Below are 13,861 nucleotides of genomic sequence, written 5' to 3'. Positions count from 1 at the left end.
ATGATACAAAAAAAAATCATCACAGCCATCATTGCCATCATAGTGCCATCATTGGTGATGGCACAGTCTGATGATGGTGCTGGTGCGACCGATGAGATGACACTCACGGTGCTGCAAACCAAACCCAATCCTTTGCATGACATAGAAGGACTTCATCAAGGACGTGTGCCTTTAAATGCTTTATCGCCCAACACCCTAAAAACTTTTGTGTCAGTGGTGGATTTGGTGCGTCGAGAATATGTGGAAGAGACCAGCGATGAGCTTCTTTTTAAAAATGCTATGGGTGGTATGCTGACCAAACTTGACCGCCATGCTGAATTTTTGGACGAAACTGCTTTTAACAACCTAAAATCCTTTACCGCAGGCAATGTGGCAAATGTTGGGCTGTCGGTGGTGTGGCAAGAAGCTGACAATCATTGGGTGGTCAATGTGGTGGCAGATGGCTCTCCTGCAAAAGATATGGGCGTGATGGTGGGGGACTATCTGCACCAAGTGGGCGAAACCAAACTCACCAATGCCCAATCAGCCAATGATGTGGCACAAATGTTAAGTGGTATTGCAGGCACGCAGGTGGACATCACCATATCAAAGGCGGGTCGTTTAAAAAAAACCATGACGTTGCAGCGCACCCATACTGTCAAAACCAACATAGAAACCACCATGTATGATGGCATGGCGGTGGTTAAAATCCCTGTGTTTCAAAACAATACTCGTGAGCAAATTTTAGACAGTTTGACTCATGCAGATGTGCCAATAGCAGGGGTGATTTTGGACGTACGCAATAATCCTGGTGGGGTGTTAGAGTCAGCGGGGGCGGTTGCTTCTTTGTTTATGAAAAATCAAACTGTTGCAAAAGTGGCAGGGCGACATGGCATAGAGCAAGTGCTTTCTACTGAGGGTGTGCCATTTTTATCAGAATTACCCGTCATGATACTGCAAAATCGCTATTCTGCATCAGCGTCTGAGGTGTTAGCCAGTAGCTTGCAAGCTCAAAAAAGAGCCCTAGTAGTGGGTGAACGTAGTTATGGCAAAGGCTCGGTGCAGTCGGTCATACCCATCGGTGATAACCAAGCGGTTAAACTGACCACGGCTCATTATTTGACAGCTAATGAAGGGCAGATAGATGGTGTGGGCGTTGTGCCTGATGTGTCATTGACCAATCATATCACAACGGCTCGTTATTATGCCACCCAAGACGATTGGCTACATCAAGCTTTGGTGCTAATGAGCGGGGCAAGACTGCCACAAGGCATAAAAATTGACCCTGTGGGTGGATTCTAAAAATAAAAAAAGGGCGATTTGCCCTTTTTGCATTTAATCTTCGTCATCATCACTGCCCAAACCAAGTTTATCCATACGATAGCGAAGCTGGCGAAAGGTCATACCAAGCAGTTTGGCAGCTTGGGTTTTGTTGCCATGAGATTTGACCAAGGCGGTGGCAATGAGCTGTTTTTCTTGCTCGGACAGGTAGGCTTCTAACCCTTCTTGGGGTAGAGTAGGGTCGGGCGTTTCACCAGTTTCATCGCTCTTTTTGGTGCCATAATTGGCAGTGGCGGTGATTTGTAGCCCTGTTTTAAAGGTGGTTTTGGTGTCTTTGATGATGGGCTGTGGCGTATAAGTGGGTCGGCTATCGTGATAGGGTGATTTTTGACCATAAACCAATTCAATGCCTGTATCGGTCATGTATTCCATTGGCTCATCAAAGCTTAAAACTTCCACATCATCATCTTCTAGCATGAGATGATGGGCATTTATCTCGCTACTGTCGCTCAGTGTTACGGCACGTTCTAGGATATTGCGTAATTCTCGCACATTGCCTTTAAAATTGTGCATACATAACGTACGTATCGCATCATCGCCCAAAGACAGATTATCCAACCCCCAATCTTTGGCAATCAAGCCCAAAAAGTGTCGAGCCAGCATGGGTATGTCATCACGGCGTTCGTTTAAAGAGGGTAATTTGACTTCAATGACGTTAATCCGATAGAACAAATCTTGACGAAACGCCCCTTGTTGCACCAATGCTGCCAAGTCTTTATGTGTGGCACAAACAATGCGAATGTCCACAGGCACTTCTTTGGTATCACCGATGGCACGCACGGTTTTTTCTTGGATGGCACGCAGGAGTTTGACTTGCATGGCAAGTGGCAAATCCGCCACTTCATCTAAAAACAGCGTACCCCCATCTGCTTGCTGAAACAGACCGATTTTGTCTGATGTCGCCCCTGTAAAACTGCCTTTTTTGTGCCCAAAAAACTCGCTTTCCATCAGCTCTGACGGTATTGCCCCACAGTTTACAGGAACGAAACTACCATCTCGGCGGGGACTTAGATCGTGGATGAGTCTTGAAACCACTTCTTTACCTGTGCCTGAGCCACCCCATAAAAATACAGGGGCTTGGGAGCGAGCAAGTTTTTTGATGGTGGTGCGAAGTTGTTGCATGGGCAAGCTTTCGCCAATCAGTCGCTCATCTAGCAGATGGTCGCCATGATATTTTTGAGCAGGTGGTGTGGCTGGTGTTTGGGTTTCTGGGGTGCTGGCTGTCGTGGGCGTGCTATCAGGCGTGCTTGCTCGAATGTCGGCGGTAGCTTTTAGGGCAGATTCTACCAAAACACGCAAACGTGGCAATTCTAGGGGTTTATTGACAAAATCAAACGCCCCAAGTTTCATTGCTTCAATGGCAACCATGTCATTACCATGAGCGGTGATGACTGCCACAGGCGTGTCAGTGGTGCTGGTGATTTGTTGAACAAGCTCCATACCAGAACCGTTAGGCAATGCCAAATCGGTCAAACAAAAATCATAAACCCGACGAGCCAAACAATCCTTGGCGGTCTGAATGTCATAAGCCACATCACTTTGAATGCCCATTTTGGTTAGGGTGATTTGCATCAGACGACAAAGGTCAACTTCGTCATCAACAATCAAGGCAGTGGGGTTACTTTGCATGGTAAGAAAATCTCAAATTATTCTAATCTTGCTATTATAAAGCATTTTTACACAAAGTTTAAGTTTGATACAAAAATCATACCGTTTGAGTGTCAATATGTTTATTTTTTGAGCGTTTACCCTGTGCGTCTTTGGGTGGAAGCAATCACACGAAAACAACTACGTGTGTCTTTTAGGTAGCGGATTTTGGCATTATTGGCTTCGCTAAATGATTGCGACAGATATAGCCCAAGTCCCGTGCCTTTTTTGCTGGTGGTAAAAAATGGGTGGAATAACTGTGAGATTTCGTTATCAGGTACGCCATCGCCATTATCAATCACATCAATCAATGCTTGTTCGTTTGAATAAGCATGAATGTGTATCTCTACATCTGCTCTGCCGATGGTGGGTATGGTGTGGCGTAGGGCGTTATTGACCAAATTTATCATGATTTGTTCAAGATGATTTGGGTCAAAATAAATGATGATGTTTTGATGTTGTGGGGTGTAGATTAGGATGTTTTTGTCATAATAATGCTGTGCCACAAAATCATTTATCCAACGGTGCAGGTTGATGGCTTCTTGTTCAGGGATTTCTTGGCGAGACAAACTAAGCACGTCTTGAATGATGTCATTGACACGGCGAGTTTGCTGAAAAATCATCTGATACAGCTCAGTATCATCACCATCTTTGGCATTTTCCATCAGAAGCTGACTGGCTTGACTAATCGCCCCAAGGGGATTTCTGATTTCGTGAGCGATGCTGGCGGACAGTTGTCCTAGGCTTTCTAGTTTGAGCTTTTGGGCGTGGCTTTGCTCTCGTCCGATGTCTTCTATGATGATAAGCTGACCATAGGTGGATAAGGGGCGGTTATTTAAGCGAAGTTTGTCTGAGGTGTTGTTGCGGTGAGGAGGCAGTTCATAAACCCACGAGACGGTTAAATTTGGGTTGATGGTGCGGTACCAGCGTATGAGTGCAGGGTGTAGCTCCACGATAAGGCGTGCCAAATCCACCATCTTTTTGGGAGAGCTGTAAATGTCTAGGTCAGCATGTGGCAGGCGTAACAAGCGTCTGGCGGTCTCATTTACCATCACAATGTCTCTGTTTTCGTTAATGACCAATACGCCATTAACCATGTTTTTGACGACAATGTGATTGATGATATTGAGTTTTTCTACTTCTTGGGCTTGCTTGGCGATGGATTTTTCGGCATTGGTCAAACGCTGGGACACCGACCAGCTCAAAAAGCCCACTGCTACCATACAAATAGACAACAGTAGGCTTTCGCTCAATGTTAAGCCAAAATCTCGTGATGAAAATGACTGAAAAATATGCTGATATAAAATCGCAATCACACTAAATGTAATCAAAATCCCAGCCTGAGACAGTGGTAACACCATAAAACTGGCAGATACCACAATCATATAAAGCAAAATGATTTGTAAATCGCTAATATTACCATGAATGGAGTAGGCAGTCAAAAGAATAATATCAGCAAAAAAACCAAGCAGTAATTGCCGTCTGGCAAATGTGGGTACGATATAAAACAGCACCAGCAAAAACAAACTAAGCACCAAGTAGCTGCTAACAAGCATGGATTCTACCAAGCTGGGTGCAGAAGCAACGATTTTGGTTTTGATGACTGCATAACTTGTCAGCATTAAAAAGGTGCTGATGACAAAGCGATACACACTATAAATTAGCCCCACCTGACGCACTTTGGCATCAGATGCTAAGGATTCTACCGAAACATCAGCAAAATAAAACCATAACGATTTGATGATGCGTTGGGTTTGACCTAAGTAGTGATAAAAAGTGGCATACATGGCAAATTTACAAATCTAACAACATTTGTGTATCACAAGTATCAGTATGTGGCACACCTTATCAAAAATATCCATACAATCAAAGTAAAAATGTGCTTATCGGTATGGTTTGGCGGTTATTTGGTTTGGATAAGTCCATGACGCATTGCCAAATGAGTGAGCTTGACATCACTGTCTACGCCCAGTTTTTCAAAAATGCGATAACGATAAGTATTGACAGTTTTGACACTAACAAACAGTTGCTCAGCAATCTCTTGGGGGCTTTGGCAGTTCACCACCATCATCAGCACTTGTTTTTCACGTTCTGATAAGACTGCTAAGGGGTCTGTTTTGTCGTCTAGGTAGCCTTGGGCAAGCTGTTCGGCGATTTCGTGGCTAAAATATTTTCCCCCTTGGTGCACTTTTTTGATGGCTTTTATCATCTCATCAATGGGTGTGCCTTTGGTAATGTAGCCATGTACACCTGCTTTTAGCAATAATGATGGATAAGGCTCGGCACTATATCCTGACACAGCAAGGATTTTGATGGTATCGCTGACTTGCTTGATGCGGCGAGTGGCTTCTATGCCGTCCATGTTTGGCATATTGACATCTAATAAAACAACGTTAGGGGATAATTGCCTAGATGCAATAACCGCAGATTCACCACAGTCTGCTTCACCGATGACGCACAGCTCAGGGTGGTCGTCTAACATTCTTGTGATACCCACACGAACCAACTCATGGTCGTCAACAACTAATACTTTGATGGTCATGGTCTTTCCTTGGTAGGGTTGGTAATTGTCATTTAAATGTTGCGTTTATGATGAAAAATGTATCCATAAATAAGCTTGGCTTTAAAATTGCAATATCATTACTGACATTAACAAACATATTATACCGAATTTATACATGGGTTTTATTGGTAAAATGTATCTGAATTAAAAAACCATTATCAACTGATAAACAGCATATAATATAAATTGATTGATTTAATAAATGAAAATGGTAATTTTTTGTTGTATTATCATGATTTTAGCGTAAATGCTGATAAAAACTTTCTTACAAATTAACGCAATTTTCCGACCTTTGGCAATAGAAAATTAAATATGTTGTGTTAAAATAATAAAGTTAAAACAAGATTATAAATTGAATGATTTTTAATCATTTAATCCATGCCAATGATGATTGGCGTACTTTTAAAAAAGGTAGGTGAAAGATGAATACTTTTTCAAAAAAACAGCTTAGTACATCTCTTGGCTTGGCATTGGTTTTTGTTGGCATAACACCGGCACAGGCGTTATTAATTGATGACAGCCAACAAAAAACCATCTATATTGGTAAAGGTAATGCCGATAGCATGAAGGCGGTTAAGGTGCACAATGTCCCAAGTCGCCCCGAAGTGCACCGTTATGTCCAAACTAATACCACTCAGGTACCAGCACCAACAGCATCTACCACTGCCACCACGACCAACGTTACCACTCGCACTTACCCAAGCGTGCAAAGCACCACACCAAGCTATACATATAGTGAGGCATATACTGGCACGGCCAATAGTTTTAATCAAAACAGCACCCAAAACACCCAAACTTACAACACTTATAATGGTTATGGTGCCAGTTATGGCAGTTTGGGTCGCTTGGCGGTTAGTCCCAGTTCGGCAGCCGTGGCGGTGATTGACTTGCAAACAGGTCAGCCCATTTACGAAAAAAACACCAACGCCAAACGTTCTATTGCTTCCATCACCAAAGTGATGACTGCAATGGTGTTGGTGGATGCAGATCTTAATATGGGTGAAGAGATTACGCTCATCGCTTCTGATTTGGTTGGGGCAAAAAAGGCCAGCACCAAATTAAAAGCAGGCGACCGCATGAGTCGCAGTGAGTTTATGCTACTGATGCTCATGAAGTCAGAAAACCCTGCTGCCAAAGCCCTAGCTCGTACTTATCCGGGGGGTTATCAAGCCTTTATTTCAGCGATGAACCAAAAAGCAGCCAGTCTTGGCATGACCCAAACCAGTTTTTCAGATTCATCAGGGCTAGACCCACGCAACGTGTCATCAGCATCTGATCTTGTTAAGATGATGCGTACCATCAATGGCGATAACCGCTATCAACAAGTGCGTAGTTTTTCAACTTCTAGCAGCTATGATTTTCATATCCAAAACTACAATTTTGGCTCTCGTGTCTATAAAGCTAATAACACCAGCCGTTTGGTGCGTGCAGGCAACTATCCCATTGGAGCATCTAAGACGGGTTATATCCGTGAAGCGGGCTACTGTGTGGTGATGGAGACACACGTTAATAATCGTCCTGCGGTGGTGGTGCTATTGGGGGCAAGTGCTTCTAACAACCGTTGGAATGACGCTGAAAACATCCTAACCCAACTGGCTTATCTCAACTGATGTTGCCCAGATATAAAGACTTGGTGTGTGCCAAGTCTTTTTTTGTGGTGAGTGTTTTTGACATGGGTGAAAATTTTTGGGAAAATAAGACAATTTTTGCCTATTTTTGTCAAGGTGTGCCATGACCAAACAAAATTTGCCACCTAAGCTGTATTTATTGACCAATGATGACCCCATAGATACTCTATTGGATAAATTGGAGCGTGTCCTTGATACAGGTGTGGTGTCATTGTTGCAAATCCGTCGAAAAAACACGCTTTTACAAGACCTTGTGAGCTTATACCAAGAAGCAGAGCTTTTGGTGAGTTTGGCTGACCGCTATGGTGTGGACGTGGTGATGAATGATAATTTGGAGCTTGCGTCTCATTTTGGTACAGGATTGCATTTGGGGCAACGAGATGGCAGTCTAAGAGTGGCACGCCAAATACTGGGCGATGGTGTGGTGATTGGGCGAACGTGTCATGGCGATATGGCACTATTTAAGGAAGCCAAAAAAGACGGGGCAACTTATGGGGCGATGGGAACGGTGTTTACATCCATCACCAAACCACGAGCCAAAACTGTCAGTCCTGATAGCCTAAAACGTGCGTCCGCTTTGGGTTTTCCGCTGTGCGTGATTGGTGGGATTACTTTGGATAATGCCCCCATATTGCGAGACAATCTGGCAGGAGCAAGACTGGATTATATCGCCATCACCGCCGACATCATGGGGCATGGCTTGTCTGATATTGCCATCAAATGCCGAGCTTGGGATAGGTATTTGCAGGCGTGGTATTGATTTTCATTTTTCATGGTCAAAAATGATAAAAGTATCCAAAATTATGCTAGAATAGGCTGATTTTTATTTTAATTTTTTGATGAAATTAAAGGAACGCCCATGACCATCACTTATTTGTCCGAACTTGATTTAAAAGGCAAAACCGTCCTTATCCGTGAAGATTTAAACGTCCCCATTAAAGATGGCGTGATTATGAGCGATGTTCGCTTGCAGGCATCTTTGCCTACCATCAAAACTTGTCTTGATAAAGGGGCAGGGGTAATTGTGTGTTCGCATTTGGGTAGACCTACTGAAGGTGAACCTGAAAGCAAATATTCACTGGCACCGATTGCAACTTATTTGGCGGATAAATTAGGCGTCAATGTGGCATTTAGCACCGATTATTTACAAAACGGCGTGTTAGTACAAGCAGGCGAGTTGGTGCTGCTTGAAAATGTCCGCTTTAATGTGGGCGAAAAGAAAAACAGCCCAGAGTTATCACAACACTATGCCAATTTGTGTGATGTGTTTGTGATGGACGCATTTGGTACAGCACACCGAGCCCAAGCATCAACCGAAGGGGTCATCAAAGCGTGTATCAAAGATGGCAAACCTGTTTGTGCTGGTAATTTACTCTCTGCTGAGCTTGATGCACTTGCCAAAGCGTTGGATAATCCCACCAAGCCAGTCTTGGCAATCGTGGGTGGCTCAAAAGTTTCTACCAAGCTAGATGTATTAAACAGCCTTGCCCAAATTTGCGATAGCATCTTGGTGGGTGGCGGTATTGCCAACACCTTTTTGGTTGCCAGTGGTAAAAATGTCGGTGCTTCTTTATATGAAAGCGACCTTGTGGACACTGCCAAAGACATCATGAGCAAAACCCAAATTTTGCTACCCACTCATGTGGTGGTGGCGAACAAAGGTGAGATTGATTTTGATGACTTTTTGGGTTCACTTGCCAAAGCGACCGCCATCATCAAATCGGTAGATGAGATTGGTGAAAACGACATGATATTAGACATCGCCCCAGACAGTGCCAAACAGCTTGCCAAACATATCATCAACGCCAAAACCATCTTATTTAATGGTCCGGTGGGCGTGTTTGAAGTGGACGCATTTGGCGAAGGTACTGCCATTATTTGTCAAGCGGTCGCTGACAGTGCAGGATTTAGCATTGCAGGCGGTGGCGACACCTTAGCTGCCATTGATAAATACGGCGTGGCAGATAAAATAGATTATTTGTCCACAGGTGGCGGAGCGTTTTTGGAGTTTGTAGAAGGTAAAGAGCTGCCTGCCATCAAAGCACTGGATAATTAATAGACACAGTACCGCCATTTATCAAGCCCAAATCCATCATCAAGGCTTTGTTACTTTTTGTTACATTTTATGGTTGGGGCTTGTGAAATGTGCGGTATCTGATAAACTAAGACATCATGGTAATTTATGGGGGCATCAAACAAATGCGACCAAATTTTTATAAATCAATGTATGATAAATTGCCATTATTCTGACCCATTACGCCTTGTGCGTGTTATTTGTGGAGTAAAACATGAAACTAAGATATGTCCTAGGCGGTATTGCTGTGGCATTGATTTTGGTGGCTTGCTCTAAGCCAAAACAAGAGCCTGCCCCAGAAGCTGACAAAGCCACCACCGAGCAAGTCGCCAAAGAAGCCGAAGCCGCTGCCCAAACCCAGCCAGCCAGCGATACAGCACCAAAAGCTGACGAAAGCAAAAGCGATGAGCCTGCAAAGACAGATGAGCCAAAAGCCGACCAAACGGCAGACACTCAAACTGATGGCGAGCTGAAAGCCGAAGACCGTGTGTCCGAAGACCAAAAGTACTAATTTTTGGCACACCGCTCACAGCCCTGATGTTTATCAGGGTTTTTTATGCCAAAATGACAAGTGTTTACTCGCTTTTTACCATTTGATAACAATTTACCAAGTATTTTTGACAAAACGATAACAGCCCTAACGGTAGTGGCGGATTTTGCAAATGTTACGCTTACATTTCAGGCGTATGCTGACAAAAATTGTCATTTAGGGGCATTGGCATTGGTGGGGCGATGTGGGGCTAAATTTTACAAAAAATCATCATTACGCCACGATTTTTTTAAAAATCTTAAAAAATGATTGCAAAATTTACTCAAAATTTGTCAAACTGCCGATGTTTTAATCAAAGTTACAGTTCCTTAACATTTTAATTTGCCATTTTGGCATGGATATTAAAAGTTGGCATATCATCTGCAACAGTTTGGGTGTAAGCAAGAACAAAAAACAGATTTCTTGTAGATTTTAACTAACGGGCAAATGCCCACCATGAACGAAGGAGTTCATTATGAATGCTCAAAAAGGTTTTACCCTAATTGAATTGATGATTGTTATCGCCATCATTGGTATCCTAGCGGCGATTGCTCTACCTGCTTATCAAGACTACACTGTGCGTGCTCGTGTATCAGAAGCTATCACTCTAGCTGGCTCTGCTAAGATTTCTGTACAAGATCACCTAGCATCTGGTAACCCACGTGGTCTAGCTACTGGTTATGCAACTGGTTTTAGCTGTGTGGCTGCTGCTGGTACTAACTGTAACAGTGGCTTGACTGCTACTGCTCCGACTGCAAACGTTGCTGCTGCCGATATTGCTGCTGCTACTGGTATCATCACTGTAACTACTACTGCCAACGCTGGTAACGGTACTTTGACTTTCACTCCTAACGCTCCTGCTGGTACTGCTCTACCTACTGGTACTGCTGCATTCACCCCACCTAACGGTGCAACTGAATGGCGTTGTGGTGCTAACGGTGCAACTTCTACCTTTGCTGGCTTTGCAGCAGGTACTCTACCAGCCCGTTTTGCCCCTTCTGAGTGCAAATAATCTACCGCTTGTCCTACAAGCCGCAAAAACCCTGCCTTTTGGTGGGGTTTTTGCACCTAATAAGTGGGTAAATGCCGTATAGGCATATAGATATGATAACACAACGATTTGTTGGAGTAAAAAGATGAAGATTGAGCAAGGCTTTACATTGATTGAGCTGATGATTGTGATTGCTATTATTGGTATTTTGGCGGCCATTGCTTTACCTGCTTATCAGGACTATACGGTGCGTGCTAGGGTGTCTGAGGGCATTACTGTTGCCAGTTCTCTCAAGTTGCATGTGCAAGATAATCTTGCAGCAGGCAATCCAACTTCTAGTACACAGGGTTATTCCCAAGGATTTACAGCAACTGTTGTTACTGCCAATACCAGTGGAGCGGTCATTGACCCTGCCACAGGGGTAATTACCATTACCACACCAGCTAGTGCAGGAGGTGGTATATTGCATTTTGTGCCTAATGCACCTCGTGGTACAATATTACCTGTTGGTACAGCGCGGTTTACACCACCACAGGCACAGACAGAGTGGCGTTGTCTGTCAGCAGGGGCAACGGCGAATGGTTTTGTGGGCGTTCCTAGCACAGCTGCCACCCTGCCACAGCGATATGTGCCATCAGAATGCAAATAGTGAATTTGGAAACAAGTATGTTAAATCAGTTAAAACAAAAAAATCTTAGGTTGTATTTGTTTGTATGGCACATTTTTATCAGTATAATGATAGCGTGTGGAGTGGGACTGCTCGTGTTTTGGCTATGGTTTCCTCACCCATATCAGCATTTAACTCGTGGGTTAAATCTGTTTTTATTAATCATGGCAGTTGATGTGGTGTGTGGTCCGCTTATTACACTATTGTTAGCAAACCCAAAAAAATCCAAAAAAGAGCTGACCTTAGATTTGACATTGATAGCCATTATACAGCTTTTGGCATTAAGTTATGGGATTTATACACTTGAAAAGGCACGCCCTGTGTTGGTGTCGTTTGAAAGAGACCGTATGACCTTAGTTGCCAAATCTGAGATAGACTGGTCGGACATAAACAATGCACCACAAGAGTTACAAAAGATACCCTTATTTGGCGTAAATAAGATAGGCATTCGCCGTGCTGAGAGTGAAAAAGAATTTTTTGAGAGTGTAAACTTGGGGTTGGAGGGTATTGAGCCTAGTGTACGTCCTAGTTGGTGGCAGTCTTATGATGAGGTGTTGCCAGAGGTTAAAGAAAAAATCAAGCCTGTCAGTGCCATAAATACAGATAAATTATCTACAACACAAAAACGTGAATTAGATAGAGGAATCGCCAAAAGTGGCACTCCAATCAATGAACTTTATTATTTGCCATTTACAAGTGCATTAGAAAAAGAGTGGATTGTGTTGATGGATAAGGATGCAAATTTTGTTGGCTATGTGAATATTGATGGATTTGAGTGATGTGGGTATTTTTGATAGTATATAATTATCAAGATAATGATAACGTAGAAATTGCCACCAGTAGGAATTAAACGCTAAATTTGCTCTTGGGTAGATTTAGGTAGGTTTTAAGGAACAGAAATATCATGCCCCTAACCCATCTCACCACCCACCAAAAACACCACCCCGTCTATGATGTCGCCACCATCAAAGCATGGGAGAAGCGTTGGTTTGATAAGGGTAACAGCTCCTATGGCCTGATGAGCCAGGCAGCGTATCTGATGGCGTGCCAAATAGAGCAACTATTAATACAACGCTCATACCAGACCAATACACGCATTTTGGTGTGCTGTGGTGCTGGCAATAATGGCGGTGATGGTTATTTGGTGGCGTATTATTTGGCTCAGATGGGGTATCAGGTGGCGGTATTTGCCCCTGATGTGCCAGTTTCTGCCGACTGTATTCGTGCTTATGATTGTGCTGTGCAGACGGTTAAGATGGCAGATGAGCTTGAACAGGCAGATGTGTATGTAGATGCCTTATTTGGTAGTGGTTTGGACAGACAGCTTGGCAGCTCTCATGTTGATTTGGTGCAAGAGCTAAACACTCGCCAAGGGCTAAAAATATCGCTAGATGTGCCAAGCGGTCTTGTGGCGGATACAGGCTATCCTTTGCCAGTTGCCATCAAAGCAGACATGACACTGTGCGTGCTTGGGCTAAAAATGGGACTGCTGACAGGTTGCGGAAAAGATTATGCAGGTCAAGTTATCTTGATACCCATCATTGCTCCTGATGTTGATTGTGTGCCGATGGGATATTTGGATACGGTTCAGCCTGTGTTGCCATCTCGCCCAAGTCATGTTCATAAAGGCGATTTGGGTCATGTGCTTATCATTGGCGGTCATCATGAGATGGGCGGTGCGGTCATCATGGCAGGCGAGTCAGCGATGGCGGTTGGAGCAGGTAAAGTTACCATCATGTGCCACAAAAACCATCATACAGCAATACTTGCTCGCAGTCCTAATGTGATGGTAAAAGACATCAACGACCTAGCAAATCAGACACGCCTTTTGGATAAAGTGGATACGATTGCCTTTGGTATGGGGCTTGGGCGTGATGTGTGGGGGCAGGCTGTTTTTGAGCAGTTTATGACGTGGCTGATGGGACAAACAGGCAAAAAAGTCGTACTAGATGCTGATGGATTGTACTGGTTGGCGAGCAGTTCAAAAACACTGCCTGATGGGGTGATAGCTACGCCCCATGCGTCAGAAGCGGGCAGGCTACTTGGCATGACGAGCAATGACATAGACAAAAACAGACATCAAGCAATACTCAACCTGCGTGCAAAATATGGTGGCGATTGGGTGCTAAAAGGAGCAGGAACACTGGTGTTAGAGCATGACAAGCTGTTTGTATGTCCGTTTGGCAACCCAATGATGGCAACGGCAGGCATGGGAGATGTGCTAAGTGGGGTTGTTGCAGGGCTGGTAGGGCGAGTCAGTCTGTCTGATTGTGTGAAACTTCATGCCCTAGCAGGTGATGAACTTGCAAAAAATGGTCAAGTGTTGGCGTGTCAAATGGCAGGTGCGTTAAGTGGATTTATGGTTTGACTTATCCTGTATAAGTGAGCTAATGGGTCATTGTTTTTCTATATTAAGCTATGCCAATCATCACTCCACCACTG

The 13,861-nt window shown here is 43.9% G+C and carries 12 protein-coding genes; 9 read left to right on the top strand and 3 right to left on the bottom strand.

Annotated elements, in window-relative coordinates; translation table 11 throughout:
* Nucleotides 1–1,281, top strand: coding sequence for a S41 family peptidase (locus tag CEW93_RS02580; protein ID WP_089539271.1), 1,281 nt, complete (start codon nucleotides 1–3; stop codon nucleotides 1,279–1,281).
* Nucleotides 1,282–1,314: 33 nt separating this feature from the next.
* Here the strand turns inward: CEW93_RS02580 and CEW93_RS02575 are convergent, their stop codons facing one another.
* From CEW93_RS02575 to CEW93_RS02565, 3 genes are all read right to left on the bottom strand, one after another.
* A complete protein-coding gene (locus tag CEW93_RS02575) occupies nucleotides 1,315–2,949 on the bottom strand; it encodes a sigma-54 dependent transcriptional regulator (RefSeq protein WP_089539270.1) in 1,635 nt (544 codons plus the stop codon).
* A gap of 116 nt (nucleotides 2,950–3,065) precedes the next feature.
* Nucleotides 3,066–4,754 carry a nitrogen regulation protein NR(II) gene (locus tag CEW93_RS02570; protein ID WP_089539269.1) on the bottom strand — a complete coding sequence of 563 codons (1,689 nt, stop codon included), beginning with the start codon at nucleotides 4,752–4,754 and terminating at the stop codon, nucleotides 3,066–3,068.
* A 116-nt stretch (nucleotides 4,755–4,870) separates the two neighbouring features.
* Nucleotides 4,871–5,509 (bottom strand): response regulator, encoded by a 639-nt coding sequence (locus CEW93_RS02565; protein WP_089539268.1) that lies wholly within the window; start codon nucleotides 5,507–5,509, stop codon nucleotides 4,871–4,873.
* A gap of 443 nt (nucleotides 5,510–5,952) precedes the next feature.
* Between CEW93_RS02565 and CEW93_RS02560 the strand changes: the two genes are divergently transcribed.
* The 8 genes from CEW93_RS02560 to CEW93_RS02525 all read left to right on the top strand — a co-directional run bounded on the left by CEW93_RS02560 (nucleotide 5,953) and on the right by CEW93_RS02525 (nucleotide 13,787).
* Nucleotides 5,953–7,140, top strand: a complete 1,188-nt coding sequence (locus CEW93_RS02560; protein ID WP_089539267.1) for a D-alanyl-D-alanine carboxypeptidase family protein — start codon at nucleotides 5,953–5,955, stop codon at nucleotides 7,138–7,140.
* Nucleotides 7,141–7,261: 121 nt separating this feature from the next.
* Complete coding sequence (locus CEW93_RS02555) at nucleotides 7,262–7,918, top strand: thiamine phosphate synthase (RefSeq protein ID WP_089539266.1); 657 nt, start codon at nucleotides 7,262–7,264, stop codon at nucleotides 7,916–7,918.
* Between the two features lie 99 nt (nucleotides 7,919–8,017).
* The gene (locus CEW93_RS02550; RefSeq protein ID WP_089539265.1) at nucleotides 8,018–9,214 is read left to right on the top strand and encodes a phosphoglycerate kinase; all 1,197 of its coding nucleotides are present in this window, start codon (nucleotides 8,018–8,020) and stop codon (nucleotides 9,212–9,214) included.
* A 232-nt stretch (nucleotides 9,215–9,446) separates the two neighbouring features.
* Nucleotides 9,447–9,743 carry a hypothetical protein gene (locus CEW93_RS02545; protein WP_089539264.1) on the top strand — a complete coding sequence of 99 codons (297 nt, stop codon included), beginning with the start codon at nucleotides 9,447–9,449 and terminating at the stop codon, nucleotides 9,741–9,743.
* Nucleotides 9,744–10,236: 493 nt separating this feature from the next.
* Nucleotides 10,237–10,773, top strand: a complete 537-nt coding sequence (locus tag CEW93_RS02540) for a pilin (protein ID WP_089539262.1) — start codon at nucleotides 10,237–10,239, stop codon at nucleotides 10,771–10,773.
* 124 nt (nucleotides 10,774–10,897) lie between these two features.
* The gene (locus CEW93_RS02535) at nucleotides 10,898–11,401 is read left to right on the top strand and encodes a pilin (protein WP_089539261.1); all 504 of its coding nucleotides are present in this window, start codon (nucleotides 10,898–10,900) and stop codon (nucleotides 11,399–11,401) included.
* A 17-nt stretch (nucleotides 11,402–11,418) separates the two neighbouring features.
* Entirely contained in the window at nucleotides 11,419–12,198 is a 780-nt protein-coding gene (locus CEW93_RS02530) for a hypothetical protein (RefSeq protein WP_089539260.1), read from the top strand.
* 125 nt (nucleotides 12,199–12,323) lie between these two features.
* Nucleotides 12,324–13,787, top strand: coding sequence for an NAD(P)H-hydrate dehydratase (locus tag CEW93_RS02525; protein ID WP_089539259.1), 1,464 nt, complete (start codon nucleotides 12,324–12,326; stop codon nucleotides 13,785–13,787).
* Nucleotides 13,788–13,861: the final 74 nt, after the last annotated feature.

This window comes from Moraxella sp. VT-16-12, assembly GCF_002224245.2.
GTDB lineage: Bacteria > Pseudomonadota > Gammaproteobacteria > Pseudomonadales > Moraxellaceae > Moraxella.
Note: the sequence above shows the minus strand (reverse complement) of the source record. Positions and strands in the feature narration are given on the sequence as shown.

What these genes read in the sequence shown, in the direction of transcription:
- CEW93_RS02570 (WP_089539269.1), bottom strand. Translation starts at nt 4,754, where the DNA reads ATGTATGCCACTTTTTATCACTACTTAGGTCAAACCCAACGCATCATC.
- CEW93_RS02550 (WP_089539265.1), top strand. Translation starts at nt 8,018, where the DNA reads ATGACCATCACTTATTTGTCCGAACTTGATTTAAAAGGCAAAACCGTC.
- CEW93_RS02575 (WP_089539270.1), bottom strand. Translation starts at nt 2,949, where the DNA reads ATGCAAAGTAACCCCACTGCCTTGATTGTTGATGACGAAGTTGACCTT.
- CEW93_RS02560 (WP_089539267.1), top strand. Translation starts at nt 5,953, where the DNA reads ATGAATACTTTTTCAAAAAAACAGCTTAGTACATCTCTTGGCTTGGCA.
- CEW93_RS02540 (WP_089539262.1), top strand. Translation starts at nt 10,237, where the DNA reads ATGAATGCTCAAAAAGGTTTTACCCTAATTGAATTGATGATTGTTATC.
- CEW93_RS02565 (WP_089539268.1), bottom strand. Translation starts at nt 5,509, where the DNA reads ATGACCATCAAAGTATTAGTTGTTGACGACCATGAGTTGGTTCGTGTG.
- CEW93_RS02535 (WP_089539261.1), top strand. Translation starts at nt 10,898, where the DNA reads ATGAAGATTGAGCAAGGCTTTACATTGATTGAGCTGATGATTGTGATT.
- CEW93_RS02545 (WP_089539264.1), top strand. Translation starts at nt 9,447, where the DNA reads ATGAAACTAAGATATGTCCTAGGCGGTATTGCTGTGGCATTGATTTTG.
- CEW93_RS02525 (WP_089539259.1), top strand. Translation starts at nt 12,324, where the DNA reads ATGCCCCTAACCCATCTCACCACCCACCAAAAACACCACCCCGTCTAT.
- CEW93_RS02555 (WP_089539266.1), top strand. Translation starts at nt 7,262, where the DNA reads ATGACCAAACAAAATTTGCCACCTAAGCTGTATTTATTGACCAATGAT.
- CEW93_RS02530 (WP_089539260.1), top strand. Translation starts at nt 11,419, where the DNA reads ATGTTAAATCAGTTAAAACAAAAAAATCTTAGGTTGTATTTGTTTGTA.
- CEW93_RS02580 (WP_089539271.1), top strand. Translation starts at nt 1, where the DNA reads ATGATACAAAAAAAAATCATCACAGCCATCATTGCCATCATAGTGCCA.